21 protein-coding genes are annotated in these 26347 nt (G+C 69.9%); 3 read left to right on the top strand and 18 right to left on the bottom strand.

All coding sequences use genetic code 11. The features are described 5' to 3' along the window. Positions 1–161: 161 nt before the first annotated feature. On the bottom strand, positions 162–362 hold the full coding sequence (locus tag BHS09_RS38310) for a hypothetical protein (RefSeq protein WP_140796249.1): 201 nt from the start codon (positions 360–362) through the stop codon (positions 162–164). 473 nt (positions 363–835) lie between these two features. On the opposite strand from BHS09_RS38310, the gene BHS09_RS38305 reads away from it, so the two are divergent. Both BHS09_RS38305 and BHS09_RS38300 read left to right on the top strand, forming a co-directional pair. Next, positions 836–1357, top strand: a complete 522-nt coding sequence (locus BHS09_RS38305; RefSeq protein ID WP_140796248.1) for a hypothetical protein — start codon at positions 836–838, stop codon at positions 1355–1357. A 98-nt stretch (positions 1358–1455) separates the two neighbouring features. Beyond that, the gene (locus BHS09_RS38300; protein WP_140796247.1) at positions 1456–1836 is read left to right on the top strand and encodes a helix-turn-helix domain-containing protein; all 381 of its coding nucleotides are present in this window, start codon (positions 1456–1458) and stop codon (positions 1834–1836) included. Position 1837: 1 nt separating this feature from the next. Here the strand turns inward: BHS09_RS38300 and BHS09_RS38295 are convergent, their stop codons facing one another. From BHS09_RS38295 to BHS09_RS38715, 17 genes are all read right to left on the bottom strand, one after another. Then, entirely contained in the window at positions 1838–4696 is a 2859-nt protein-coding gene (locus BHS09_RS38295; RefSeq protein WP_140800547.1) for an Ig-like domain-containing protein, read from the bottom strand. Positions 4697–4987: 291 nt separating this feature from the next. Continuing rightward, positions 4988–5266 carry a hypothetical protein gene (locus tag BHS09_RS38290; protein WP_140796245.1) on the bottom strand — a complete coding sequence of 93 codons (279 nt, stop codon included), beginning with the start codon at positions 5264–5266 and terminating at the stop codon, positions 4988–4990. A 25-nt stretch (positions 5267–5291) separates the two neighbouring features. Continuing rightward, positions 5292–7058 (bottom strand): chloride channel protein, encoded by a 1767-nt coding sequence (locus tag BHS09_RS38285; protein WP_140800546.1) that lies wholly within the window; start codon positions 7056–7058, stop codon positions 5292–5294. A 397-nt stretch (positions 7059–7455) separates the two neighbouring features. Beyond that, on the bottom strand, positions 7456–10305 hold the full coding sequence (locus tag BHS09_RS38280) for an Ig-like domain-containing protein (protein WP_237080089.1): 2850 nt from the start codon (positions 10303–10305) through the stop codon (positions 7456–7458). A gap of 250 nt (positions 10306–10555) precedes the next feature. Beyond that, complete coding sequence (locus BHS09_RS38275) at positions 10556–11521, bottom strand: ornithine cyclodeaminase family protein (protein ID WP_140800544.1); 966 nt, start codon at positions 11519–11521, stop codon at positions 10556–10558. A 21-nt stretch (positions 11522–11542) separates the two neighbouring features. After that, complete coding sequence (locus tag BHS09_RS38270) at positions 11543–11968, bottom strand: DUF4326 domain-containing protein (protein WP_140800543.1); 426 nt, start codon at positions 11966–11968, stop codon at positions 11543–11545. A 19-nt stretch (positions 11969–11987) separates the two neighbouring features. Beyond that, entirely contained in the window at positions 11988–12266 is a 279-nt protein-coding gene (locus BHS09_RS38265; protein ID WP_140796240.1) for a hypothetical protein, read from the bottom strand. 102 nt (positions 12267–12368) lie between these two features. After that, positions 12369–13064, bottom strand: a complete 696-nt coding sequence (locus BHS09_RS38260) for a class I SAM-dependent methyltransferase (RefSeq protein ID WP_140800865.1) — start codon at positions 13062–13064, stop codon at positions 12369–12371. Positions 13065–13168: 104 nt separating this feature from the next. Further along, entirely contained in the window at positions 13169–16984 is a 3816-nt protein-coding gene (locus BHS09_RS38255) for an FG-GAP-like repeat-containing protein (protein ID WP_140800542.1), read from the bottom strand. A gap of 40 nt (positions 16985–17024) precedes the next feature. Beyond that, the gene (locus BHS09_RS38250; RefSeq protein ID WP_140796238.1) at positions 17025–18614 is read right to left on the bottom strand and encodes a caspase family protein; all 1590 of its coding nucleotides are present in this window, start codon (positions 18612–18614) and stop codon (positions 17025–17027) included. Next, positions 18611–19333: a hypothetical protein gene (locus tag BHS09_RS38245; protein ID WP_237080087.1), complete on the bottom strand. Its 723-nt coding sequence runs from the start codon at positions 19331–19333 to the stop codon at positions 18611–18613. The genes BHS09_RS38250 and BHS09_RS38245 overlap by 4 nt, the downstream gene beginning before the upstream one ends. A gap of 74 nt (positions 19334–19407) precedes the next feature. Next, a complete protein-coding gene (locus tag BHS09_RS38240) occupies positions 19408–19971 on the bottom strand; it encodes an RNA polymerase sigma factor (protein WP_140800540.1) in 564 nt (187 codons plus the stop codon). A 119-nt stretch (positions 19972–20090) separates the two neighbouring features. Continuing rightward, the gene (locus tag BHS09_RS38235; protein WP_140796235.1) at positions 20091–21143 is read right to left on the bottom strand and encodes a hypothetical protein; all 1053 of its coding nucleotides are present in this window, start codon (positions 21141–21143) and stop codon (positions 20091–20093) included. Between the two features lie 5 nt (positions 21144–21148). Then, entirely contained in the window at positions 21149–23386 is a 2238-nt protein-coding gene (locus tag BHS09_RS38230; protein WP_140800539.1) for a hypothetical protein, read from the bottom strand. 24 nt (positions 23387–23410) lie between these two features. Then, positions 23411–24040, bottom strand: coding sequence for a hypothetical protein (locus BHS09_RS38225; RefSeq protein WP_140800538.1), 630 nt, complete (start codon positions 24038–24040; stop codon positions 23411–23413). Next, positions 24024–24707, bottom strand: a complete 684-nt coding sequence (locus BHS09_RS38220; protein WP_140800537.1) for a hypothetical protein — start codon at positions 24705–24707, stop codon at positions 24024–24026. The genes BHS09_RS38225 and BHS09_RS38220 overlap by 17 nt, the downstream gene beginning before the upstream one ends. A gap of 93 nt (positions 24708–24800) precedes the next feature. Continuing rightward, on the bottom strand, positions 24801–24941 hold the full coding sequence (locus tag BHS09_RS38715; RefSeq protein WP_161605197.1) for a hypothetical protein: 141 nt from the start codon (positions 24939–24941) through the stop codon (positions 24801–24803). 57 nt (positions 24942–24998) lie between these two features. Between BHS09_RS38715 and BHS09_RS38215 the strand changes: the two genes are divergently transcribed. After that, entirely contained in the window at positions 24999–26333 is a 1335-nt protein-coding gene (locus BHS09_RS38215) for an AHH domain-containing protein (protein WP_140800536.1), read from the top strand. The last annotated feature ends 14 nt before the right edge of the window (positions 26334–26347 follow it).

Below are 26347 nucleotides of genomic sequence, written 5' to 3'. Positions count from 1 at the left end.
CCTCACCGGCGCCCGAGCGGCTCGTAAAGGACCGCACGTTGCCCGTGCGCCCCCAACGCCTTGTCTCTACGCCGGGTGTGGATCCACGTCCTGGGCCCAACCGAGAAATCCGCCATGAAGGTTGAAGCTCAAACACTTTCCCCGGCCACGAGCGGATCCGCTCATGGCTCACTGGGGACGCGAGCGAGGCCGAGCAGGGTGAGCGTGCGTGAGCGTTCGTCCCACGCGTACTCCAGCTCCAGCCCGTGCTGCGGCACGACATGCCGCGCGACCAGGCCATTGCCTGCTTGGGGCTCGCGCAGGGCCGGGTCGCCCAGGCGCTCCAGCACCTGCTGCAGGGCATGGAACGTCTCCGCCGTCATGCGGCCCACCTCCCGCCACGCTTGCGGCGCGTAATGCACGCGGTGAGGGCCCTGTCGTTGGCGGAGCTGCGGCATATCCCGGTGTCCTTCGTCCTTTCCGGGATGCTTCGTATGCCAACGGCGTGCCCACCCCCGTCGCTTGGATTTTCAACAAGCTGGGGCAGGTGCCGGGTGACCCGTGCTGCAGGAGTTACAGGCTGGCGACAGCCGAGGCAGAAGAAAGGACAGGCTCGAAGTCCCGGGAGTCACTGTTTGACGGCCTTCCGGGGGCCGCCTGGCCGGGTCCCATCCGGCGGTGCGTGACGCGAATGTCCCGGGAGCGGGGCGCGGCTTGGAAATGCGAGGCCGGCCCGGTGGCCGGCCGGGGAGGCGGCGTCGCGGACCCCCGCCGCGTCGTGGCTGCCCGCCTGTGCCGGGCGTGCCCAGGTTGAACGCAGGGCCGAGCATGCGGCGGGCCCTGGCAAGGAGGAAGGATGGCTCGGCGGAGGTACACTCCCTGGTCCGCCACCAACGGCCTGCTCTTTGGCATGGCGGCGGGCGTGGTGCTGGCATTGGCGGAGGTGGTGCTGGCGGTGGCGTCGGGGGACAACCCGATGCGTCCGGTGCGCATGTCCGCGGGGGTGCTCCTGGGGCCGTCGGCCTTCACGGCCGCGGTCTCCGACAGCACGGCCCTGCTGCTGGGCATGGGCGTCCACCTGGTGATTTCCGCGGTGGTGGGGCTCTTCTACTCCGTGCTGGATGCGTTCCTGCCGCCAGACGGGCGCAGCCGCTGGGAGTTCCAGGCCGCGGTGGGGATGCTCTACGGCATCTTCGTGTGGCTGGTGAACTTCCAGTTCATCGGGCGTGGCTCGTATCCGTGGTTCCTGGACGTGCCGCAGTTCCCCCAGATTGTGGTGCACGCCTTCTTTCTGGGACTGCCGCTGGCGTCGCTGTTCACCGCCGCGGAGCGTCGCCGGCTGCTGCTGGATGCGGCGGAGAGCACCCCCGCTCGCTGAGGCACGCGAGCGCTTTGAAAAAACGCGGAAGGTATGGTGAAAGTACCCGACCTTGAGGGTTAGCTGGGCCGGCCCTTCTTCCGTGGACTGACACACGCATGGACACAGAACTGGCGAGCATGCTGGGGGCCGCGTCGAGGGCCGCCCGGGTGCGGATGGGGCTGACGCAGGCGGATGTCGCCGAGCGCATTGGCATGGCGTCGGAGGTGTACGGGCGGTTGGAGCGCGGCCACATGCTGCCCAGCGTCCAGAACCTGCGCCGGCTGTGCATGGTGCTGAACGTGCCGCCCCACGAGCTGCTGGGCCTGGGCGAGGGCTTCACCGCCCCGCCGCCGGTGAAGGAGAAGGCCGCCGCGAAGAATCGCGAGGAGGACACACCGGAGATGCGGCGGCTGATGCGCAACCTGCGCAAGCTGACGGCGGTGCAGTTGAAGCTGATGAACCTGGTCGCCTCGGCGATGCAGCACAAGAAGAAGTAGGCTACGGCGGGTTCCGCGTGGCGAAGGGGAACGTCTGGATGGCGAAGTTCCCCGCCGGGTCATCCATCCACACCTCCACGGTGTGCTCGCCGTCCACCAGCTCGCGCGTGTCCAGCTCCGCCGTCCAGGTGCCGTCCGGCTGGAGCGTGGCGGTCCGGATGCCCGAGCCATCCCGGGTGAAGGCCACCCACCGCGCGCCGCTCACTGCGTCCGTCACCCGCGCGGTGATGTGAATCACTCCGCTGTACGTCTGCCCCGGCACCGGCAGCAGCAGTGAGGCCACCGGCGCGGCGTCGTCGTAGCGCACCGTGCGCGACAGCGTGGTGCGCATGCCCGTCTCGCTCGTCACGTCGATGGTGAACGCGTTGTCCCCGGGCACCAGGTCCAGCGTCGCCTGCACGCCGCCGCCACCCCGGGGCAGCGTATACGTCCGCCCCGTGGACAGCGTCACCGTGGTCGCGGACGCGGAGTACACGCCGATGTCGTAGGGCATCGCGTTCCCCGGCTGCGGCCCGACGAGCCACCCGTCCGGCAGACCCGTGGACACCCACGGCGCCTCCGCGTCCACCCACACCGTCAGCATCCGCTCCGTGACGTGGCCCACCGAATCCGTGGCGCGCACCAGGATGAGGTTCTCCCCCGGCCACAGGTCCACCCGGTGCGTCACGTCCCCGCCGCCCGCGGGCACGTCCGTCACCTGCACCCAGTTGGTCTCCACGCGCACCGGCGACCAGTCACGCACCACCATCCGCACGTCCACGCTGTAGGAACTCATGGCCGCGCCGTTGGCCGGTGAGAGGAAGGTGAGCTCCGGCGCGGTGTTGTCCACCATGACCACGGCTTCCTCGCTGGCGATGCCGCCGAACGAGTCGGTGGCCACCAGCCGGATGACGTTGGGCCCGTCCACCAGCGGCAGCACCGTGTCCACGTAGCCGCCGCTGGGCTCGGGGGCCACCGGGTGGCTGACGCCCTGGATGAGGAAGGTGGCCGAGTCGATTTCCGCGCCCGCCGCCAGCGGCGTGACGAAGCCGCACACCTCCAGCGTCAGCGCGTCCGTGAAGTCCGGCAGTCCGCACAGCGTCACCGACGGCGCGGGGAAGGGGGACGGGTGCACCTCCACCGCGAACGACGCGGAGCTGCCCAGCCGGTTCTCCCGCGCGGGCGCCAGCGACACGCCCGAGTACACCGCGCGCAGGTCCTGCACGCCCAGCTCGCTCCAGGTGGAGGCGCGCGGCCGCCACACGAAGGCGTAGACGCCGTCCCCGTCCGCGTCGTTGTCCGCGCCCACCGTGACGCCCGCCACGGAGAACGTCACCACGCCCATGCCCGGGCCTCGCGCCTCCCAGCCGCGGTCATCCACCACGCGCGCGGACAGGGTGTTGTTCAGCGCCACCGTGAGCTGTCCGTCCATGGGCGAAAGCAGCGTGGTGGTGGTGGGCACGCCGTCGGTGGGCGGCGGCGGGTTGGTGTAGGTGGTGACGCGCACCGAGCCCTTCACTCCCTCCGCTTCCTGGGAGGCCGCCACCACCATGACGTCCGAGGAGAGCGACGGCTCCAGCCCCTCCGGCGCGGTGATGGTGAGCGTGAGGGTGGCCTCGGTGTCCGGTGCCAGCTCCAGCGTGGTGCGGCTCAGCGTCGCCGTCCAACCGGTGAGGCCGCCCTGGGTGTTCAGCCGGTAGCTGTCCGTCCGGTAGCCATGGTTGCGCACCGTGACGGGGTAGGTGACGGACTGCATGCGTGGCAAATCATGCTCGAAGGGCCGGCGCGTCCCGCCGCTCACGGTGACGCCCACGCTGTAGTCGCCGAAGCACGCCAGCCCCAGCGAGGCGAAGGTGGTGGGGATGTCCGGATAGCGCGTATCCGCGCCCCAGCTCCCGTTCACCGCCTGCCGTGCCTTGAGCCACTCCAGCGCCTCCGACATGCGCCCGTCCGCGCCGGGCTTCCGGCCCGCCAGGCACAGGGCATACAGGGAGATGCCGGTGGCGAACTCGTCCGGCACGTCGCCTTCCAGCGAGCCCCAGCCCGGCGCGCCTCCGCCCGCGCGCGTGGACAGAAGCCGCGTGGCCAGGGTCTCCAGGGCCTGGGTGTTCACCTCGTTGGTGCCCGGGCCGGCGGCCTTGAGTCCCACCATGGCCCACGCCACCTGGTGCGTGTAGCGCTGGCCGTCGGTGGCCGGGCCATCCGTCCAGTCATTCATGTGCGCGCGCACGTAGTCGGCCGCCCGGTCCAGCGCGGCCTGGTACCGCGAGGCCCTGGCCGGGTCCACGCGCTGCCGGGCCTGGGCAATGGCCGTCATCATCCGCGCGGTGACGCCGACGTGGCCGTAGCCCACCGGGTAGAAGGGGAAGTCCTCGCGCCAGCGGCCAGTGGCCTCCTGCCGCGTCAGCGCCCAGTCCGCGGCGAGCACCAGCGCGTCCGAGTACTGGGTGCCCAGGTGCGCGTCGTACCCCGCGAGCCCGAAGGCGGAGTAGCTCGTCTTCGCGTTGGGATAGAAGATGCCCTCGTGGAACCAGGAGCCGTCCGCGCGCTGCTCGGAGACGAGCCGCCCGGCGATGAACTCCAGGTTCTCCCGGTTGGTGCGCCCGTTGTACGTGAGCGCGTCCAGGTCGTAGCCGGTGGTGCGCGCGTTCGCGAGGCCGAACATCGCCGCGCCGTGGCGGTGGCACGACGTGCAGCCGAAACGCACCGACCAGTTCGCCGCGTCCGCGCTGAGGTAGTTGATGGCGCGCTGCGCGGACTCGGCGTTGGTGGCCGCGTGTGCGGGCCCGGCGAGCAGCAGCCCCGTCAGCGTGACGAGGAAGAACGTGACGCGCGCGAGCGCGGCGCGCGGCAAGGCAGGGGAAGCGGCGTGTGAGGGCATGGGGGGCTCGCTCGAAGGATACCGCTCTGGGTATTCATGCAAGCAAAGCACCCGAGGAAGTGAGCGCATGCCTGTCTTGGAGGCATGACAGCCATCACCTTTACATGAGGGTCGCGCACCACCCCGAGGCCACTTCGCCCGAGGCATTCGAGACACATGTGCAATCCATGTTCATCGCGCTGACGCGCCGCGTGTACGGCTCCAGCGCGATTGACATGACACGCCAGACATTCGCTGGATGCCGTGCTGGCGGTGAATCACAAGCATTCACGCGACAGGCATTGCACGGCGTCATCGCGGTGTTTCGTCGGGGCGGCGCGCGTCGCCTGGGGGCGGCGCTTCGTCTCCTGGGACGGGAGTCTCCGGCGGCAGATGTGGCAGGGGCCAGCCTTCGAACAGGGGCCACGCGCGGTACATGGCCCGGCGCTCCTCGGGCGTGAGGGGACGGGCGGGCGGTGGGGTGACAGCCGGGCCTTCGGGCGGTGGGCGGTGGAGCAGGACGACGCTCAGCACCATGCACAGCAGGCCCATGAGCACGATGCTCCATGCGCGCGCCGGTCCGTGCAGCATCCGTCTGTCTTCCACGCCGCGTTCCTCAGAAAGTCCCCTGCTTCAACACGTCCTGCTTGGAGATTGTGCCCAGCAGGCGCCGCTCTCCGTCCACGACGGGGAGCCGCTCCAGGGAGGTCGCCGTGAAGCGGGCGGCGACCTCGCCCAGGGACAGGCCGGGCGTAATCGGACGCACGCGCACGTCCATCAGGTCCGCGGCGATGGTGGCGTGCAGCTGTGTGTGGTCCGGCAGATGGCCCTTCAGTTGGTCGAGCACCAGCGCGCCACGGTACCGGCCCGCTTCATCGGTGACGTAGAGGTCCTGGCCCAGGGGCTGCTCCAGCAGGAACGCGAGCACCTCCTGGAGCGGCGCCGACGGAGGCACGCGCTGGTGCACGGGCTTGAGCAGCGCGCGGGCGCCTTCCTGGCGCAGCCAGTGCGGCACGGTGGCGGGGACGCGCACGTTGCGGCGGTTGAGCACGGATGTGTACAGCGACTCCGGCTCCAGGCGCCGGCTGACGACCGCGGACACCACCGCGCTGAGCATCAGCGGCAGCACCAGCGGGTAGTCGCCGGTGAGCTCGAAGATGAGGAGCACCGCGGACACCGACGCGTGTGTGGTGCCCGCGAGCACCGCGCCCATGCCCAGCAGCGCGTAGGCGCCGCTGGGCGCGCCGCCGGGCAGCACCCATTCGGCGAGCATGCCGAAGGCGCCGCCCAGCAGTCCGCCGTAGAAGAGGGACGGGGTGAAGAGTCCGCCGGGAACGCCGGCGCCCGCGCAGGTGGCGGTGAGGGCCAGCTTCGCCAGCGGAAGCAGCAGCAGGTGGGCCAGGGAGAGCTTGCTGAGCAGCGCCGCGTTCACCGCGTCATAGCCGTTGCCCAGCAGCTGCGGCAGCCACACCGCCGTCACGCCCACCACCGTCATGGACAGCAGGGGCAGGAAGGGCGCCAGCCACGCGGCGGCCCGGTCCAGCAGGTCCGACATGACGTTGATGCCGCGCACATAGAAGGCGGACGCGACGCCCAGCACCACGCCCAGCAGCATGGCCAGCACCAGCTCGCGCGGGTGCAGCAGCGTGTAGTGGGGAATCACGAAGCTGGGGTGGTCCGCGATGAGGCCGCGTGACACGAGCGTCGCCACCACGCACGAGACGACGATGGGGCCGAACAGCTCCAGCGCGAAGCTGCCCAGCAGCACCTCCAGGCCGAAGAGCGCCGCGCCAATGGGGACGTTGTACGCGGAGGCCATGCCCGCGGACGCGCCGCAGGCCACCAGCAGGCGGGCCTGCCCGGGGCCCAGCCGCAGCCAGCGGGCCAGCGACGAGCCACTGGCCGCGCCGGTGGACAGCAGCGCGCCCTCGCGGCCCAGCGGCGCGCCCATCGCCACGGCGAGGATGGAGACCAGCCCCCGCAGCAGCGCGCGCGGCAGCGACAGGCGGCCGGACTTCACCCAGATGGATTCGATGATGCCCGCGGTGCCGTGGCCCCGCATGGGCCGGCCGACGATGAGCGTCAGCAGCGTCACCAGCGCGCCGCCGAGAATCGGGATGAGCACCCGGCGCCACGTGGGGGCCGCCGCGACGCCGGCCAGGAAGTCCTCGCCCGTGCTGCGCCAGAAGAGCTGCTGGGTGAAGCGCAGCACCTTGAGCAGCGCCACCGCGCCCAGCCCCGCGATGAGCCCCACCGCGACGACGAGCAGCCAGAAGCGCTGCTCCGGGCCGGTGAGGCTCCCCTTCAGCGCTCGGATGAATCCACCCCACCCGTGGGCGCCGTCCATGCCGGGAGGGCCGTTGGCTGCGTGTCGGGCACCCACGCGGATCCAAGTTAGGCCCTGCTTCCGGGCGGGAGGGGCCGGGGGCCTGGGGCTGGCCGTCACCCGGCCGTGGGATGAGGCCCCGCCCCGCCTTGTTCCGACCTGGGAACGGCTTGCGTCCGCGGCCGCAGGCCCGATGGGGAGGGGCGGGCACGCATCGCTCCGTGGGCGCCGCGCTTGCCCTCCTGGGACGGGTGGCAGGTCGCCGCTCGACGGCAGATGCCGGGGGCGGGGCGTCTGTGCACCGAGCCTTGGGTGCGCCGCGTACCGCGTGGAGCGCCCAGGCCGCGTGCATCGCAGGGGCTGGCGGGCCGCCGCGGCCTCGCATGTGACGGCCGCGGCGCTCCACGTCGCCGGAGCCCACCCAGGACGTCAGGGTGGGCCCTTGTTCACCGCGTCAGTTGCTGACGACGATGTTGAAGCTCTGCACGGCGAAGTTGCCCACGCCGTCGTTCATCCACAGGTCGATGGTGTGCGCGCCGTTCACCATCTCCCGCGTGTCGAACTGGGCCGTCCAGGTGCCGTCCGACTGCTGGGTACCCACGCGGATGCCGGACATGTCGCGGCTGAAGCCCACGTTCGTCACCGGGCCGAAGTTGTCGGTGACGTTCGCGCGCACGGTGATGGTGCCGCTGACGGTGCTGCCCGCGGTGGGGCTGAGCAGCGTGGCGGTGGGGGCCTGCACGTCGTAGTTCACCCGGCGCACGAGGTTCGCCGTCATGCCCGTCTCGCTGATGACGGAGATGCCCAGCGTGTTGACGCCCGGGGCCAGCGTCACCGACGTCTGAATCTGGCCGCCGCCGCGAGGCAGGTGGAAGGGCGCTCCTCCGTTGACGCGCACCGTGGTGGCGGAGACCGTCTGCACGTTGATGGCGTACTGGAAGGTGCCGTTGGGCAGCGGGCCGTAGAGCTGGCCGTCCGCGAAGTTGGTGCTCACCACGGGCGTGCCCGTGTCCACCCACAGGTACAGCAGCTTCTCGGTGACGTTGCCGGCGCTGTCGGTGGCGCGCACCAGGATGACCTGGTTGCCGTAGCTGACGTTCACCGGGTGCTCCACGGTGCCGTTGCCGAACTCCAAGAGCGAGCTGTTCACCCACTGCGTCTCCACGCGCACGGGCGTCTGGTCCTGCACGGACGAGCGCACCGTCACCACCGGCGTGTTCACCGCGGCGTTCTCCGCGGGCGACAGGATGGTGAGGATGGGGGCCACCCGGTCCACCGTGAAGTTGACCTGCTTGGTGGTGACGCCGCCGAAGCTGTCACGCGCGGTCATCTGGATGATGTTGGGACCTTCCTCCAGCGTGATGGAGGTGTAGATGAGGCCGCCGTTGCCCGGCGTGAGGACGATGGGCGCGCCGCCGTTGATGATGAACGCGGCGTAGGTGATGACGGCGCCCGGCGCGCGCGGCGTGGCGTAGCCCCAGATGTCCAGGGCCGTCTCCCGCGTGAAGGCCGGCGGGTTGCCGATGGTGACCATGGGCGTCAGGTGGGGGAACGGGTCGATGATGAGGGTGCTCGACGCCGTGCTGCCCAGCAGGTTGGCCAGCGGGGCCTGCCGCTCCACGCCGGAGTACACCGCGCGGTAGTCCTGCGCGCCGGTGATGGTCCAGCTGTCCACCGCGGGCACCCAGTTGAAGGCGTAGATGCCGTCGCCATCCGCGTCCACGTCCGCGCCCACGGGCACGCCCGCGACGTAGAAGGTGACGACGCCATGGGCCGGGCCCGGGACGATGGCGCCTCCGTTCGTCACGCGCGCCGACAGCAGGGTGCCGTTGCCAATGGTGACGCGCGCGTTGGCCGAGGGCGTCACGATGGTGGTGACGGTGGGCAGACCCGTCACGGGCGGCAGGGGCGGGGTGTATGCCGCCACACGCGCGGAGCCGGTGACGCCGGGCGCGCCGCCGGACGAAGCGATGAGCGTCACCGCGGAGGTGAGCGCGGGCAGCAGCCGGGGTGGCGCATTGACGGTGACGGTGACGGTGCCTTCGCCGCCCGCGGGCAGGAAGAGGGTGACGGGGCTCACGGTCGCGGTCCACCCGGGCAGGCCGCCCTGGGTGCTCAGCGTGTACGTGTCCGCCTGATAGCCGTGGTTCTTCACGGTGAAGGTGAACGTGGCCTGCTGCGGCGACGGGTTGTCCACCAGGAGCTCCTGCCGCTCCGCGCCGACGACGGAGACGCGCACGCTGAAGTCACCGAAGCACGACAGGCCCAGGGCCGCGAAGGTGGTGGGGATGTCGAAGGTGGCCGAGCCGGTGCGCCAGCTGCCGTCCGGCGACTGCCGCGTCTTCATCCACTCAATCGCGTTGCGCAGGCGCGGGTCGGTGGCGGGCTCACGGCCCGCGAGGCACAGCGCGTAGATGGCGCTGCCGGTGGCGAAGTCGTTGGACTCCTCGTTGGGCAGGTTGCCCCAGCCCGCGTTGCCGGGGGAGGTGCGGGTGATGAGCCGCTCGGCCAGGGTGTTGATGGCGCCGGTGTTGACGTCGTTGAGGCCGGGGCCCGCGGCCTTGAGGCCCAGCACCGTCCAGGCCACCTGGAAGGTGTAGGGCATGCCGTTGCCGGGCGCGCTGGTGTCGTTGTTGTTGAGGTTGGCGCGCAGGTACGCGGCGGCGCGGTCCAGCGCGGCCTGGTACGCGGCGGCGCGCGCGGGGTCCACGCGCTGCTTCGCCTGGGCCATGCCCGTCATGATGCGCGCGGTGGTGGACACGCTGCCGTGGTCCACGGGGAAGTGCGCGTGGTCGCTCGGCCACCGGCCGCTGGGCTCCTGCGTGGTCAGCGCCCAGTTGGCCGCGTTCACCAGCGCGTTGCTGTACTGGGTGGAGACGTTCTGGTCGTAGCCCGCAAGACCGAAGACGGAGAAGGACGTCTTCTCGTAGCGGAACGCGGTGCCCTCGTGAATCCACGAGCCGTTGGCGAGCTGGTCATTGCGGATGCGCTGGGCCAGCAGCTCCAGGTTGGCCAGGTTGGTGCGCCCGTTGCTGACGACGGCGTTCATGTCGTAGCCGTTGGCGCGCGCGCTCGACAGGCCGTACACCACCGCGCCCTGACGGTGGCAGGCCACGCAGTTGTTCTCCTGCGTCCAGTGCACCACGTCCGCGCTGAGGAAGTTGATGGCGCGCTGCGTGGACTGGGTGTTCGTCTGCGTCTGCGCGGCTGAGGGCAGGGCGACGACGAGCGGGACGAGCGCCACCAGCCGCAGCAAGACAGCGGGGAGGTGGCGCCAGGAGGGACGCCGGGGGACGTGAGCCATCAGAGGTCTCCGAAGAGAGGCGGGTGCCGGGATTGGCACCCCGCGCGACCTCCGGGAGGAGCGCTCCAGACGCACGACGGCAGCGCTGGGCGAGCGCTATCTCCGCGCTTCACCCAGGGTGACTGTTGCGGCTTTGAGAGCATCCCCCCGGACTGCGCAGTTAGGGAATACTCCTGTGTTATTGGAACTGTCCAGTCCTGCAGGTTTCGAATGAGTCACAAGATGTACGGGGTAGGGCTGACCCACTGGGTCATCCGTTTCCGACGATGTCGAAGGGCTGTCCGAGCCCTCGCTTCAGAGCGGCATCGTAGAGGGCGCGAGCGAGGGCGACGTCCTGGAGCGCGAGGCCGGTGGAGTCGAAAACGGTGAGTTCGGTGTCGCTGGTGCGGCCGGGCTTCTTGCCGGAGACGACTTCACCCAGGGTGCCGGCGATTTGCTCGGGGCGGAGGAGGCCGTCATGCAGCGGCACGTTGACCTCGCCGGAGTGAAGGGCCTGCTCGGTGTCGTCGATGAAGACGCGGCCTTCGGTGAGCAGGCGCGCATCCAGCTCCTGCTTGCCGGGGGCGTCCGCGCCCATGGCGTTGATGTGGGCGCCGGGCTGGAACCACTCGCGCTTCACCACGGGAACGCGGGCGGGGGTGGCGGTGCAGACGATGTCGGCGGCGCAGGCTTCCTGGGTGCTGACGATGCGGCCGCCCTTCTCTGCCTGGAGCGCCTTGGCGGCGGCTTCGGAGGCGTCGGCGAGCAGCAGCTCCAGGTCGCCGAAGAGGGCGCGGTGCGAGTCGATGAGCACGCGGGCCTGCACGCCGCAGCCGACGAGGCCCAGGGTGCGCGGCTGCTTCTTCGCGAGGAACCTGGAGGCCACGCCGCCGGCGGCGCCGGTGCGCCAGGCGGTGAGCAGGGTGCCGTCGAGGATGGCCAGCGGGGAGGCGGTGTCCGGGTCGCTGAGGATGTAGAGGGCGCGGACGGTGGGCAGGCCGTGCTTCTCCGGGTTGCGCGGATGGGCGTTGACCCACTTCACGCCAGCGGCGCCGTCGAGGAACGCGGGCATGGCGCGGAAGTCGCCGTCGTAGGAAGGCAGGGACAGGTACACCTTGGGCGGCATCAGCGACTCGCCGAGGCCGTGGGCACGGAAGGCCCGCTCGACGGCGGTGAGGCCGAGCTCGACGGTGTACAGGCTGCGGAGGTCCTTCGCGCTGAGGATGAGGGTGGGCATGGCGGCGCTATATCGCGCTCCCTATGCCGACGGTGCGTCCACCCACTCCGCCAGGATGTCCGCGTGGCAGGGACCAGGCTTGCACCAGCAGCCCAGACGTTTGCCACGCAACGTCAGCACGGCGGCGCGATAGTCCGCGTCATGCCGGGTGCGCAGCGCGAGGTACCAGCGGAACGCGTCGAAGGCGTCCTCGTCCGGCCCCATTCGGCGCAGGGCTTCCTGGCGGATGCGCTCCTGCTCCGCCTCCGGAAGCGTCCCCAGCCACGGCGCGAAGTAGGTACGCAGCATGGCGCCTGGAGTGCGCACGCCTCCGGGCTTGAAGGGGTTGCCGAAGCGGCCGGGCACCGGGTTGAGCGGGCTCGGCTTCGCATAGGCGCGGAAGGCCCGGCCCACGTACACGTCGCAGCCGTCGTGGACATGGACCGCCGTGGTGCGCGTCACGGTCATCGGCGTGGCCTCGCGAACGCTACTTCTTGCGCTTCTTGCCCGCGGCGGGCGCGACGACGGGCTCCGGGGGAGTCTCCGCGGCGGCCTTCAGCGTGTCGCGCTCCTCGAGCACCTTCGCGAGCTGCCCTTCCAGCTCGCTGACGCGCTCCTTCAACGTCGCGTTCTCCCCGCGCAGCGTGTCCGCGTCCTTGCGCAGCGTGTTCGCCTCCACGCGCGCCCGCGTCAGCTCGCGCGACGACGTGCAACCCACGGCGAGGGGAACCACCGCCAGCGACACCACCGTCATCCATGCCTTCATGTGATTCAGCTCCTGGACGCCCGGGCCCAGGCTCTTGAGCCCCGTCGGCCCGGCGTCGTGGCGCGGAGCGTAGACATGGAGCCCGCGTCACAGGAAGTCGCGTCAATTGGTTGCATCTCCAACGACATTGTCGCGGACCTCTTGAATCCAGACGTGCTCCGGTCCCCAGGTGAAGAGGAGCCGGTGCTTGGAGATGACCGTGAAGCCCGGCGCCTCCACCGGCCGGGTCACGGTGAGGATGCGCGTGCCGGGGCGGCAGGTGCGGAAGCGCTCCACCAGCCGGGCCCGCGTCCGCGGCGTCATCGCCGTCCAGTTGGTGAAGACGTGCGTGGCATCTTGGAGGTCCGCGCGGGTCGCGTCGCCCACGATGAGCTGCGCGCCTGCCTTCTCCACGGACTTTCGGGCCAGGTCGACGTGGTGCTGCATCAACTCCACGCCCTGGGCCTCCGCGCCCAGCCAGCGCGCGGCCAGCAGCGTGCGGCCCCGTCCCGCGCCCAGGTCCACCAGCCGCGAGCCACGGCCCAGCCCGGCCTTCCAGAAGAGCCACACCCCCGTGTGCACCGGCATCTCGCCGTACATCAGCTCCTTGAAAATCTGCCCGCTCGCCTGGAGCACGCGTGTCGTTTCGAAGGAGCGCTTCAGGCGGTAGGGCGACACGCGCACCTCGTGCAGCCACAGGCTCAGGTAGGGCGGGAGCAGCCGGGGCCGCCGTAGCAGCACCAGGACGTCACCGAGCCGGGTGAACAGCTCGATGAACACGATGCTGATGCGCAGGACGACCAGTGCCGGCAGGGACATGCCGTAGTCGTCGTCCTGCTCGGGCGGGGGAGAGGGGGGCTCCGTCACGGTTCCTCGGAGTTCGTGAGGATAGCACTCCGAGGAACAGCGCCCGTTGCTTCGCGTCAGCGGATGCGCAGCAGCGTGGTGTGGGTGCCGAGGATGCCGCTCCCGGTGAGCACCTCGGGGACGCCGTCGTGGTCGACGTCCAACAGCACCAGCTCGTGTGGGGTGTTCAGCGTTCCGAAGCAGCTGGCGGTGCCGAAGCTCGCGTAACCCCAGGAGGGCAGGACGCAGACGGCGTGGTGCTCGGGGGATGCGATGAGCAGTTCGGGGAAGCCATCCCCGTCCAGGTCCCTGGCGGTGAGGTGTCCGCCTTGAGCCCCGAGGCGCGCGGGTTGCCCTCTGTAGAAGCTGAAGTTGCCCGAGCTGATGATGGGGAGGACGCCGTCCAGCATGCTCTGGCAGGACACCACCAGGTCCACGAGTCCGTCGCCGTTCAGGTCCTCGGCCACGATGCCAGCGGGGTTGCAGGATGGGATGAGCGGCGTGAACTCACTCCGCCGGACCAGCGTGCCATTGGCGCGGCCCTCGAACATGAGCAGTTCGAAGGTCGGATACGTCCTCCGCACCACCACCAGGTCCGTCTGGCCATCCTGGTTCAGGTCTCGTGAGAGGAGCAGGGGGCGCGAGGAGTAGGTGGCGAGCACGCCGCCGTGCGCGAAGGTTCCATCCCCTTCGTTGCGCAGCAGCCGCAACTCGACGGAATCAAACTCGCCCTCCCTGCGTGACAGGTCGATGACCACGTCCAGGTCGCCGTCCCCATCCACGTCTCCCGTGACGAGATGGTGCGTGCTCAACGCCGTGAAGTCCTCTCCCAGGGACAGCACCTCACCCGGGCGGAAGGTTCCATCTCCGTTGCCTCGCAGCAGCACGAGCGACTGTCCGTAGGGGGGCACGTCCTGGCGCGTGAGCGCGAGCACGTCCACCGTCGGACCTGCGTCGAAGCGGCCCGCCAGGAGCTTCCACGCCTCCTCCGGGAGCATGAAGGGGCCACGCAGCACGAGCCCTCCTTCCGCGCGCGTGAGGTGCACCTGGAGGCTGCCATCCACCCGGGACGCCACATCGTCCTGGCCATCTCCGTCGAAGTCGCCGGTGACGAAGAGCGCGCCCATGGCCGGGAGCGTGGGTGCCTCCAAATTCCTCAGCACGCGCACGGTCTGCTCCATCCCGGAGAGCACGGCCAGGTCCGGTTTGCCACTGCCGTCGAAGTCTCCCGCCACCAGTCGTGAGGGATACCGTCCCGCGGGCAGCGTGCGAGGCTCGAAGGTGCCATCGCCGCGTCCCTGGAAGAGGGTGACGGTGTTCGCATCCGCGTGCGTGTAGGCCAGGTCCTGCCGTCCGTCTCCGTCGAGGTCACCGGAGATGAGGTGGCTCTGCGCGCCGAAGCTGTGCCAGGTGTGTTGATGCAGGCGCAGGGGAGCGGCGAACCGGCCGTTGCCGTCACCTTGCAGCAAGTGGATGGCGGACTCGCTCTGGCCCACCACGAGGGCCGCGATGTCCAGGTGGCCATCCCCGTTGAAGTCGGCGGCCGTGGCGAAGGGGGTATTGCCCTCCAGCGAACCCATGTGCTCGGACGCGAAGGTGAGCGAGCCCCGGCCGTAGAAGGCCTGGATGGCACCTCCGATGACCACCAGGTCCAGGCGCCCGTCGTTGTCGAAGTCCCCGGCGACCACGGCGCCTCGTGCCTGGTGGTGGAGCTTGGGGCCCTCGAAGGCAACTGTCAGCCTGCCTCCGTCCGTGTGGCGCATGACGACGACTCGGGTGGGCAGGGAGACCACGACCTCGGGCGTTCCGTCGCCATCCAGGTCTCGCACCACGGGCGGGGGGAGGTCGTAGGTTTGGTCGCGGTTGTTTTGGTTCTGGATGGGGTTGTAGGTGCGCGCTTCGAAGTAGCCCTGTCCCTGACCGCGCATGACGTAGACGCCTGGGCTGGAGGATGCGTTGGCTGAAACGAGGTCCAACACGCCATCTTGGTCCACGTCGGCGGCGACCAGGTGCTTGCCGCTCATCAGCATGTTGGGCTGGGCGTTCTGGAACTCGAGGCCGCCATTGCCCAGCCCGCGGAGCAAGCGCACGTCGGCGTTGGCGTCGTGAAGCACGGCGATGTCCGGCTTGCCGTCCTGGTTGAAGTCACCGAGCGCCGTGCCGTACGTCTTTCCCGCAGAGTTCTGGGGCATCGTCTGCACGGGGCTGGAGTCCAGGTCCACCTCGCAGCGCATCTCCGGCGCGGTCAGTGCCACGGCGTGCGTGCGCGTCGCGGGTGCAGTACCGGGGACAGTGGCGGTGATGCGAACCCGGGCCGTCGGCGCGGCGCCCGGCACATCCTTGGGGCGGTTCCAGCGGAAGGTGTGCGCGGTTCCCTGCGCGGAGGCCTCAAGCGCCACCAGGCCGGACGCGCGTTCGTAATAGGAGTCCCCCGCCTGGGTCGCGCGGGTGAACGTCCCACTGCCCGTGGCATCGAATTCCACCAGGACGTCGGCGCGCTCCCCGTCCACCTGCCGCAGCGTGTAGGTCACCGGCTGGCAGCCACGGACCGCCGAGGGAATGTCGAACTGGGTGACTTCCACAGGGGCAGGCTGCGTCTTCACGGGCGCGCCAGCCGTGGCTGCGGGGCTGTCACCCACGGCGTTGTGCGCTACCACCGAGACCGTCTGGGCCTTCTTGCTGGGCACGTTCTCCAGCACGGCGCTGTGCGCGTCCGCGTTCACCGCCACGCTCACACCTGAAGGTTGGGCCACCACGGTGTAGCCGGTGAGGCTGGAGCGTCCGTCGGACGCCGGGGGCCCCCACGTCACGGTGAGCGAGCGTACGCCCGGCTCGGCCTGGACGGAGGCGGGCGCGCGCGGCGGTGCGTGCGTGCGCGCGGAGGCCGTGCTGCCGTCGGGCCCCTGGCCCACGTCGTTCAGAGCGGCCACGGTGAAGGTGTACTCGGTGTCGTTCGGGAGGCCCGTGAAGGTGGCTTCGTTGGCCGAGCCGTCCACCTGTTGCGTGGCGCCACCAGGCGCGGCCGTTACCACGTAGCCGGAGACCGTCAGGCCGCCGGTGTCCTCGGGCGGCTGCCAGGAGACGGTTGCCGCGCGCACGCTGGGCGTGGCGGCCACTGACACGGGCGCGCCGGGCCGGGCGGCGGGGACGGCGGACGCGGACTCCGTGGACGCGGGGCCCACGCCCACTGCGTTCACCGCGTGCACGGTGAAGGTGGAGGCCACGCCGTTCGTCAGTCCGCCCACGGTGGCCGTCAGCACGGGGCCGTCCGTTTCGACGCTCGCGCCGCTCGGGTAGGTCGTTACCACGTAGTGGAGGACGGAGCGCCCACCGTCGGACGCGGGCGCATTCCAGGTGACGCGCACCTGCCGGTCTCCGCGCTCCACCGCGAGGGCCAGGGGCGCGGTGGGCACATCCGGCAGGCGCACGGAGTCCACGCCCGTCGCGGGGCTCACGCCCACGGCGTTCCGCGCGGTGACGGTGAAGCGGTAGGTGCCTCCGGCGCGCAGTCCGGTGACGCGCGCGGTGGTGCCCTCCACCTGCACCTGGATGCCGTCCTCGAAGGGCTCGACGCCCACGTCATAGCCGGTAATCGCGCTGCCGCCATTCTGCGCGGGCTCGAACCAGGTGAGCGCCACCGTGCCCGGGTCGGGAATCGCGGACACCAGGCGCGGTGTGGACGGCGCGGTGGGCTCGGGTGGCTTGGGCGGCCGGAGTTGCTCGCACCGGGCGGCATCCGTCACGCACACGTTGGCGTCGGGGCAGCACGTCCAGCCGTCGGTGCAGGGACAGGGCCGCTCACCCTCGTTCACGGGGTTGATGCAGCCGGAGACCAGCAGGGCGCCGAGCAACAGGCTCAGGACGCGGGAAGGAAGCCGAGGAGATGTCTTCATTTCAAGCTTCACAACGAAGGGCGCCCGCGCGTTGGACGAATCAGAATGCGCCCGAAAGGCCCAGGGCCGCGCCATCCGAGCTCAGGGTGGCCAGTGGCACCGTGTCCGTGTCCGGCCACAGGAACAGCAGCGCGCCGCTCAGCACCGCCGCGCCGCCCAGTCCGTAGAGCACGCCACTGGCGGTGTTGTAGGCGCGGATGCGGCGGTTGCGCGTGGCGGCCTCCTGCTGCGGCAGGCCGGGTGAGATGCTGCCGCGGATGTCGCGAGCCTCCATCGTGGCCCACATGCCCACGCCCGCGGAGGCCACGCCCAGCGCCAGCGCGCCCCAGCCGAGCTGCTTCCGGAGGCTGGAGCGTCCCCCCGTATCGGAGACCTCCGTCAGCGTCAGGGGTGGCGGCGCCCGGAACTCGAAGCCCGCGACGGTGTCGCTGCCGAAGGGCAGGGTGAAGATGTGCTGGAAGGACGCGTGCGCGGCGCCACGTGACGCCACGCGGGGCGCTTCGGCGGACAGGGACTCCAGGCGCACGACGTCTGGCGCGGTGGGTAGCGGGTACTCCGCTTCGTTACCCATGCGTCGCAGGAAGACGGGGCCGCGCGGAGGCGGGCGCAGCAGGCGCAGGGACTGGCCCGGGGCGTTGTGGAACTCGGCCAGGCGCACGCCGTTGGCGTCCTCCAGCAGGTAGTGCGCGCCCTGGGTGCCGTCGACCTCGAGCCGCCGCTCCATCCCCGGGCGCAGGTCCACCAGCAGCTCGGAGCCCTTGGGCGGCCGAGCGTGGAGCTGGGGGCGGAAGCGCTCGTTCGGAATGGCCGCGTTGGCGCGCTCCACGAAGGCGGCGATTTCGCGGTAGCTCACTTGCCCGTCACCGTCCGCATCCGCCGCGCCGAAGAGGCCGGAGCGCACCTCGTGGTTGAAGACGCCGGCCTCGAAGGCCTCCCACTCATGGCTCTCGCGAGCGGACGAGGTGGACAGCAGGAGGCCCACGTTGTCCGCCAGCGCCAGGCCCACTGCGCGCGTGAAGCCCGCGGGCAGAGGACGCCGCTGTCCGCCAGGCCCACGGCTGTAGGCCAGGAAGTACGAGTAGCACGCGTCGACGATGAGGTGGACGCGGTCGGCGCCGAGCTTCCCCACCACGTCCGAGGACAGCATCTGCCCGGTGAGAGGACCGTCCTCCAGGCTGACGTAGCCCTCGCCGTTGCGCACGTTGCCGTGGCCCGCGTAGACGACGTAGGCCACGGTCTCCACGCCACGGCTGCGCGCCAAGGCGATGTCCTCGCCCAGCTTCTTCACGGAGGAGGCCAGCTCCGGGTGCTTGGGGTCCAGGGCCTCGGCGGCTGCCTGCGGGTGCAGTCGGCGCGTGTTGTCGTCCATGCGCGCGAGCAGGTACGTGCGCGCGCCGAGCATGCGGAACAGGTCCAGGTATCGCGCGGCATCGTCATCCGCGAAGCGCAGCGCGGGCTGGTCCGGCTCGTGGCTGCGATTGACGCCGATGATGAGCGCGAAGGAGGCGGTGCGCGGCGGCGTCGCGGCCTCCAAGGACACTGTGCGCGGATGAGGCGGGATGGCCTCCGTCATGGAGGTCCCCGTGGCCACCACCGGAAGCAGGGCGAAAAGCAGGACGGCGAATCTCATGGGATGACCTGGAGTTGGAGCGAGGTGACATCCGCGCCGGCGGGGAGCACTGTGTCGAGGTCGCCCTGCTCCACGAGCGACTCCATCTGCCTCACGGTGAGCGGCGACTCCAGGAAGACGGCGTGAAGGGTGAGGGCCCCGGGCGCGAGCGGATGAGAGATGGCTTCGGGCAATTCGCGCAAGGTGTCCCCATCGGGGATGGGAATGGCCGAGGGGTTGCTCGCCGGGTCGGCCCAGCTCGGGTGGTACCAGTAGACGCGGCCCGCGGTGTCCCGGGCGAAGACCATGAGGAAGCGGTGCGCGTCGGGGTTGCGGAAGGCGAAGGCCAGCTCCTGCTCGGGCCGCAGCGTGGGGCCTAGCAGGGTGGTGTGGCCACCGGGCGTCACGGCGTAGGCGAGCAGCCGCGCCTGGGCCGCCGCATTGCCCGCGCCCCGGGCGGTGAAGCCCGTGTCGTCGGTGGCGGCGGAGGGCAGGCGGACCACGAGCATCGTGAGGCAGGCCACCGCCACGGGAACCAGCGCGAGGTGCCACCAGTGCGGCGCGTTGGCGCGCGCATCCGATGCGCGCCCCTCGGGCCGTGGAAGCGCGGACGCGCCGAGCCCCAATCCCCGGGCCAGCCGTGTCCGCGCATCCGGAGCGGAAGGGTCCATCCGGGCGAGGAGGAGCTGGCGCTCATAGCGTTCGCGGCAGTGGGCGCAGTCCGGGAGGTGCTCGCGCATGCGCCGTTCATCCAGAGGCGCGATTCGCCCGGAGAAGTGACGGTCGACGAGGGGGAGGAGGGCGCAGGAGGGGCTCATCGGGCCTCCGGGGTGAGGAGGAACTTCTTGAGGAGCTGGCGGACGCGCAGCTCCTGGTAGGCCAGGGTGGTGCGGCGCATGCGCAGGGCGGTGGCAGCCTCGCGCTGACTGAGCTGGCGCACGAAGCGGGCCTCGAAGACGGGGGCCCACTTGGGGGGCAGGCACTCCTGACGGAAACGCCCCAGCAGGAGGCTGGCGTCGAGCCCGGGCTCGGGCGGGGTGGGGTCCTCGGACACTGAGGACTCCACGGCGAGCCGGGCCAGGGCGTCCGACTCACGCCGCTGACGGCGCACCCGGTCCACAGCGAGGTTGTGGGAGAGAATGTGCAGCCATCCCGCCAGGGAGCCACCCTGGAAGGAGCGGCGCGCGGCCTCATCGGACACGAGCCGGAGGAAGACGTCGTGAACCACGGTCTCCGCGTCCACTGCCGGGAGGACGCGAGCGGCGGAGCGGTACACCGTGTCGAAGTGGTCCCGGTAGCAGGCGTTGAGGACCCGGGCGTCCCCGGCATGGAACCGGGCAAGCCACTGGCGTGCCTCCGCCGAGGTGTCGTCGCTCAAGGGGCCGCGTCTGGAGGGGCCTGCAGGGTCCACGAAATGCCCAACGTCCGGGGCGGGGAAAATGGACGAAACCATTTTCGGGCGGGCTCCGGAAAAGGAACCCGCCCGGGCGTGGAGACCTACGGCCGGCGGCGGCCCCCCAACTCCAGCATGTCGCGCGTCACCACGGCCATCCGCGTGGGACCGCTCATGGCTTCCCCACAGAAGGCGTAGACGAAGTTCGTCTGGGCCTTCCCGGTGAAGGCGGGGTGCTGGAAGAGGTCGTATTCGAAGTGCCCCGTCACCAGGGACCCCGCTTCCACGGGCGCGTCCTGGAAGCAGGGGACGCGGAGGGAAATCACCTCGGCTTCGCCCGTGCGACTGCCAATCACCACCAGGAAGACGGGGACGATGGCCACCGGGCGGGGCTCGCCGTAGCCGTCGTCGTCCTTCTCCGGCCTGGGCGGAACCCGCTCGTGGGCCAGCACGGGCACCTGGAAGGTGCCGCGGATCCATGCGGGCCGGCCCTGCTCGTACAGGAACACCCGCTCACCGTGCACGGCGATGCCCGGGGCCTCCGGCGCGGGAGGACTGTCCGGTCGGGCCTTGAACTGGCGCTCGTCCTCGCCGGGGGCATACCGCACGGGCTCGGGCGGTGGAGGCTGCTGACGCATGGCCTCCAGAAAGCGAGCAACCTCCTCGTCCTGGTATCCGCCAGGCGTGGGGCGGGTGATGTGGAGCTGCACGCGGTTGGACGTGCGGTCCAGCATCAGCGCCGTCAGCACGTAGTGCCCGGGCTGTTGCAGGGCATCCAGGCGGAGCGCGTCCGTCTGCTCGACGACGGCCAGGGCGCCTGAGCCCGGGGGCTCGGAGGGCGGCGGGTCCTGGTCGAACAGCCCCGGCTGCTCCGGTGGTTCGAACAGCGGAGTAATGTCGAGCGTCCGGTCTTCCATCCGCACGGCCACGAGGTGGCCGGTGCTCCATGGGTCGTAGATGCGCATCTCCTGCTGCCTGGCCGCGTACAGCGCCAGCAGGGGGATGCGGTCGATCCGCACGAGGTTCGCTTCCGCTGGCGTGTCCAGGAACAGCCCATAGCGTCCCTCGGGGAGGAACTTGCGCAGCACCCGTGCGCTGAACTTGAACGGGTCCGTCCAGTAGTCCTGGCCCTCGATTTCGAAGATGCCCGGTGCCATGTCCACTAGGCCTTCCAGTTCGTCGTGATGTCGAGCGCGTCGCTGGCCCGGATGTAGCGCGTGCACTCCGGGCAGTAGTTGAACTGCACCGTCTTCGTCTGGTCACCCTGGCCGAAGAGGACGCAGTTGGTGTCGAGCTGGAAGTCGGCAGGGGCAAAGCTCCTGGCGCCCAGGTTCTTTCCAGCGGCCTTCAATCCATGCGCACAGTGCGCGCCCTTGTGGCCGCGGCCTGCATAGAAGAAGCCCGCGGGGATGAAGGCGTCGAACGGGATGCCTGGAATCTGATGCCTGGGGAGGCGGCCTCGCTTGTCGGTCGCTTCACCTTTGTTCTCGATGTAAGCGTGGCCCAGGTTGTGGCCCATCTCATGGCACAGCGTTCGCGCGACGCCATCGGCGGTGCCAAGGCCCATGCACGGCGTCATCCTTATCTTCCCCTGGACGGCGTTGGCGTTCGCCCCCATCTGGAAGTGACGGAGCCCCACGGTGACCACGATTCGGTGCTCGTAGCCGTTCCAGTCCAGATACTGCCCGGGGTCATTGGGGTCCGTGTTGGGCAGCTTGATCTTGAACTTCTGTGAGGAGACGAAGTCGACCCACTTCGAGGCTTCCGCCTCGGTCGTTGGAAGCACCTCCGTGGGCTCCTCCCAGTAATTCCAGAGGGAGTTGAGTTCGCTTTGCCCTGGCTCGTCCTCCTTCCAGATGACCTCCTTCTCCAACCACTCGGTGTCGCCCTGTTTGCGGAAGCCGGTGATGCGCCAGTAGACCTTCTCCACGCCCCACAGGTCCGCGGCGCTCGTGCACACGGGGTTGCGCAGGGCGGTGAGCTGCCCTTTGGCTGTCGAGTGCTCCACCGGGGTGTCCTTGGCCTCGAACACGGCCACGTACTCGCCGGGCGTCGCGGCGGCCACGTTCGCGTCATCGTCGGACAGCGTCTTGGGCAGCATGTCCGTCCAGACGAGCATGAACCGGCGAGGATCCGCCGGCGCATTGTGGAGGACGAGGTCCCTGAGGGCATCCAGGTCGGTGGGGGGCAGGAACGTGCAGTTCTTGTCCGCGGTGAGCCTGGGGTGGACGTACGCGCCCGGCATGATGAAGGTATCCACGCCCCCCCGCGCCGACAGCAGGGTATTGATGTTGGCGGCCGTGTAGACGGCGCAAAAGGCATCGGGGAAGTTCAGCTCGATGAACAGCGGGTCGAGGATTCGCTTGAGGGCGGCCTTGAAGGTCGCGTGAGGCCTGGGGGCCACGTCGTCGTTGTTGACGATTTCGTCCCAGCCCTGGCGCAAGTCGCTGTGGGGGACGACGAACTCGGACTCCAGCCGCCGCCAGTTGCAGACCCAGAGTTCGTCGTCGCCCGTGCCGTCATCGAAGCCGACCTGGATGTGACAGCTGTCGCCGCCGGCGTAGCCGAGCTGGACGTGGAACACGCAGCTGCCACCATTCGCGGGCAGGGCGAGCTGGGCCTTGTAGACGAGGTCCGCCGTCCCCGGCGCAGCCCCCGGGTCCGTGCTGGTCTGCTCCGCGCCGTTGAGGATGAGCGCCGGACGGGGCGTGGTCCGCTTGCTGTTGGTGGCCTTGAAGGTGACGCACACGCTGAGCTTCTGATCCTTCAAGCCGAGCGTCCGGTCATGCGGTGCCACCTCCACCCGCATGATGTTTCCGTTCTCCGTGCCGTCCTGAAGGGGGCTGTTCACATACTGTTTCCAAGGGGTGGCCTCGGCCCTGCCGTCGGCGTGCGAGATGATTTTCGCCGTCCACGGAAGCTGGGAGACCTTGAGCGTGTAGCTCGCGGCCTCTTCCGTGGAGGCAATCTTCTCCTCGAGCTTCCATGGGGAGACGACCTCGAGTTGGTAGGCCTTCTTTTCGAGCGGGCCGGTCCAAGCGCCTCCCGTCACCGTGGGCTTCTCGGTCTTCTCACCCTGCGCAAGGGAGAAGGTGAAGCCCTCCACCGAGCCCTTGGCGCCCTCCTTCAACTGGACGGCGAGTTTCAGGTGCTTGGGCCAGACGCGGAAGGTGTCCTTGCCAGAGAGGAGCTCCTCCTGGGCCGGCAGCTTGTACTTCCACGAGATGACGTAGTGGTCCTTCCCGGGGGGGACCTTGCCGCAGGTGTGCTTGTGGCTCTTGGCCGTCGCCTTCTCTTCCTTGCCGTTGCCATCCGTGTTGAGGAGGGTGAACTCGACGTCTTCCTCGGTCTCGACGCCGGCCAGGTCGATCGGATCGCCCTCATAGACCTCGTATTGCATGTGGAATTCCTTGTCGGGATGGGCTCAGTCGAGCTTGGGCTGAGGGGAAAAGGAGGCCCGGGCGGAGCTGGGGCGCTGGGATGTGGCACGGGCTTGGGCGGAGCCCGAGGGCTCCGCAGCGAAGGTGGCCTTGGCGGTGCTCGGAGGCCGCGAGGTGACGGTGGCCGTGGCGGAGGCGGGGCTTCGCGATGCGCCGGAGTCCTGGGGGGCGCCCGAGCGGGATGTCACCTGGGCCTTGGCGTGGAGCGGAGGCTGGCTCTTCACGGTGGCGACGGCCTTGGGAATCACGCACCGGACGGGGACGATGATGCTCTTGGACTCGCTCGCGGCCAGGGAGAAGGGGCCGGGAGGCGCGTCGATGCGGAAGTTCCTGGCGTTCGCGCCCGTGAGGGTGAGCTGGAGCGAATAGGCGCCAGCTTGCAGCGGGCGGAACGTGACGGCCCCCGAGTCCACGGCGGTGGCGCCCTGCTGTCCGGTGGGGCCGTTGAGCTGGACGGTCGTGTCGCCGATGAGCTGTGCGTTCTCAGGACACCACACCTGGACCACGACGGTGGCCGCGGTGGTGGGGCAGCGCATGACGGGGGCGCCCGCATCCGGGGGCACGTTGGCGACGTCCTGGGTCGCGCGGTCGGTCCAGTCAGCGGTTGGTGGCATTGGGGACCTCGCTGCCTTGCTGCTTCAGCATGCGGAGAATCATCCCGGCCTTCTCCTCGGAGGGAATCGACGCCGAGCGCAGGATGGCGCCGCTCCAGGCCATGGCGGCGGTGTCCTCGAAGCCAGGGCCCTTCACCACGACGAGGTCGGTGAGGAGGGTGATGCTCTTCGGGTCCTGGATGCCGTGGCGCTGCGCGGTGGCTGCACCCGCCTCGACGAGCGCGAGCGCGGCGGCGGGGCTGAGGGTGCTCATCCGTTCGGGGAAGACGCGTCGCAGGTGCGCGAGCTGCCGCTCCTGGACGCTGGGCTTCGCGGGATTTTCGAAGGCCTGCATCTGGGCGTCGCGGATGGTCAGCGCGCCCTTCCAGGGGCCCATGGCGACGCCGTGGCCGGGGGCGGAGCGCCGGCACGTGGTGGCCCAGGAGGTCGCGTCGTAGCCGGGCGTGGCTGCATCCGCGAGCACCTGGCCGAGCGCGAACAGCACGGCCTGCGGCGTCTCTCCCAGTCCCTGCCGGTGCGCGGTGGAGAGTCCCTCTTGAAGTCTCCGGAGGGCCTCGGACTCGCCCAGGGCGCGGTACTCCCAGGCGTAGTGTTGCTTCAGCGAGGTCAAGGCGTGCCGCAGCAGCGCCGAGGGCGGCGCTCCCGCCACTCGGTTCCAAGAGGACATGGGTGTCAGGTATCGCATGCTCGGCGGGGTAAGCGGGAGAACCTGGCTGGCAGGTCGAACTCGCCCGACGTGTGAGCGTGCTTCCAGATTCACTCAGGCATTCGCCCAGGTCACCACCGCGCGCTCCAGTCGGTTCGCGGCGAGGTCCTCGTGGTGGAGGAGGACGTAGGCCTGGTTCGTGCCCCAGTGGAATCCCGTGGGGTTGTCAAAGGTGACTCGCCAGAGCTGTGTCACGCCCGGGAGCTAGTTTGACGGGGCGCCTCGCATGGACTCGAGGCCACGGGGGTGCCCATGCGGCTGCCTGGGATGGTCTTGCTGCTACTCATCGGGCCCGCGTGCTCGACGGTGCGTGTGGTGCGTCTGGACACGGGAGAGGCTGCGCCCATCGTGCACGCACCGCGTGATGCGGAAGGCGCCAGTTCCGTGGAACTGGACGACGATGCGTTCGAGGACACCGTGGTGTCATTGGCCCGGGATGTGAGGCCCTCCCTGCATCCACTGCGCGATGCGCGGCGGCGCTTCGGTGTACCGGACAGGAGTGGGGTCTACGCGTACGAGCGTCGAGGCCAGCGGTTGATTCCCGTGGAGGAACGCCCAGACGGTCCGCGCCTGTTGATGGCCTATGCGGACGAGGCGCTGACGCGCGACTACGGCCAATGGTGCGCGCGGAAGCGGCAGCCGGGTGACTGCCTTCGACTGCTGGATGAAGGCCCTCTGCTGGCCAGCGATGGGAAGTACACGCTGGCGATGGCCATCGCCATGGACTCGGTCTGGGACGAGACGGCCGAGGCACTGCGGGACATGGCGGATCCTCAGGCCGTGATGGCGACGGTGACAGCGTCCGTCAGCATGTACCTGCTGCTGTGGGCCTTGCCGGAGCCGGTGAGCAAGGGTGTTGCCGCTCTCGTGACGGCGACCGCGATTGCGTACCTCGGTGTAGACACGGTGTGGCGCTTGCTGGATGGGTGGATTTTGCTGGTGCGCCAGGTGGACCGGGCCACGACCTTCGCGCAGCTCAGCGAGGCGGGTGAGGCTTACGGTGAGGTGCTTGGAGAGAACGCCGCGCGCATCTTCGTCATGCTGGCCACGGCGGCCATCGGGAACACGGCGGGACTGGCGGCGAAAGCACCCAGGCTGCCGGGCTCCTCACAGGCGGCGCTGAACGTCGAGGTGCAGGCGGGCTACCGGTACGCGGCGCTCGGGAGCGTGGAGTCAGTTGCGATGACGGCCGATGGCTTCACCGTCGCGCTGGCGCCGCATGCCGTGGCCATGACGGCCGGTGGCGCGGACGGCGCGAGCCGCACGCAGAAGCATCACATCGCCACGAACAAGAACGAGGTCTCCGCTGCACGAGGCGGTCCGTGGACGCCGGAGTTCAGGAGACTCTTCAAGCGAGCCGGCATGGAACTGAAGGACCCCGAGAACATCATCCAGGTCCAGGGACACAAGGGGCCTCATCCACAGGAGTACCATGAACTGGTATTCGAGCGGCTTCAGGCCGCGACCGCGGGCTGCCGGCAGGTGGCTGCGTGCCGCCATGCCCTGACGACGGAGCTCCAGCGCCTGGCGAGAGAAGCTGTAACGCGAGGAACTGAAATCAACAGGCTCCTGACCTGGGGTAAATGAGGCAGAACGTTCGC

Origin of the sequence: Myxococcus xanthus (assembly GCF_006402735.1) — a bacterium.
In the GTDB taxonomy this organism is placed as follows: domain Bacteria; phylum Myxococcota; class Myxococcia; order Myxococcales; family Myxococcaceae; genus Myxococcus; species Myxococcus xanthus_A.
Note: the sequence above shows the minus strand (reverse complement) of the source record. Positions and strands in the feature narration are given on the sequence as shown.

Coding starts and splice junctions, on each gene's coding strand:
- BHS09_RS38310 (WP_140796249.1), bottom strand. CDS start 362: ATGACGGCGGAGACGTTCCATGCCCTGCAGCAGGTGCTGGAGCGCCTG.
- BHS09_RS38305 (WP_140796248.1), top strand. CDS start 836: ATGGCTCGGCGGAGGTACACTCCCTGGTCCGCCACCAACGGCCTGCTC.
- BHS09_RS38300 (WP_140796247.1), top strand. CDS start 1,456: ATGGACACAGAACTGGCGAGCATGCTGGGGGCCGCGTCGAGGGCCGCC.
- BHS09_RS38295 (WP_140800547.1), bottom strand. CDS start 4,696: ATGCCCTCACACGCCGCTTCCCCTGCCTTGCCGCGCGCCGCGCTCGCG.
- BHS09_RS38290 (WP_140796245.1), bottom strand. CDS start 5,266: ATGCTGCACGGACCGGCGCGCGCATGGAGCATCGTGCTCATGGGCCTG.
- BHS09_RS38280 (WP_237080089.1), bottom strand. CDS start 10,305: ATGGCTCACGTCCCCCGGCGTCCCTCCTGGCGCCACCTCCCCGCTGTC.
- BHS09_RS38275 (WP_140800544.1), bottom strand. CDS start 11,521: ATGCCCACCCTCATCCTCAGCGCGAAGGACCTCCGCAGCCTGTACACC.
- BHS09_RS38270 (WP_140800543.1), bottom strand. CDS start 11,968: ATGACCGTGACGCGCACCACGGCGGTCCATGTCCACGACGGCTGCGAC.
- BHS09_RS38265 (WP_140796240.1), bottom strand. CDS start 12,266: ATGAAGGCATGGATGACGGTGGTGTCGCTGGCGGTGGTTCCCCTCGCC.
- BHS09_RS38260 (WP_140800865.1), bottom strand. CDS start 13,064: ATGTCCCTGCCGGCACTGGTCGTCCTGCGCATCAGCATCGTGTTCATC.
- BHS09_RS38255 (WP_140800542.1), bottom strand. CDS start 16,984: ATGAAGACATCTCCTCGGCTTCCTTCCCGCGTCCTGAGCCTGTTGCTC.
- BHS09_RS38250 (WP_140796238.1), bottom strand. CDS start 18,614: ATGAGATTCGCCGTCCTGCTTTTCGCCCTGCTTCCGGTGGTGGCCACG.
- BHS09_RS38245 (WP_237080087.1), bottom strand. CDS start 19,333: ATGCGCGAGCACCTCCCGGACTGCGCCCACTGCCGCGAACGCTATGAG.
- BHS09_RS38235 (WP_140796235.1), bottom strand. CDS start 21,143: ATGGCACCGGGCATCTTCGAAATCGAGGGCCAGGACTACTGGACGGAC.
- BHS09_RS38230 (WP_140800539.1), bottom strand. CDS start 23,386: ATGCAATACGAGGTCTATGAGGGCGATCCGATCGACCTGGCCGGCGTC.
- BHS09_RS38225 (WP_140800538.1), bottom strand. CDS start 24,040: ATGCCACCAACCGCTGACTGGACCGACCGCGCGACCCAGGACGTCGCC.
- BHS09_RS38220 (WP_140800537.1), bottom strand. CDS start 24,707: ATGTCCTCTTGGAACCGAGTGGCGGGAGCGCCGCCCTCGGCGCTGCTG.
- BHS09_RS38215 (WP_140800536.1), top strand. CDS start 24,999: ATGCGGCTGCCTGGGATGGTCTTGCTGCTACTCATCGGGCCCGCGTGC.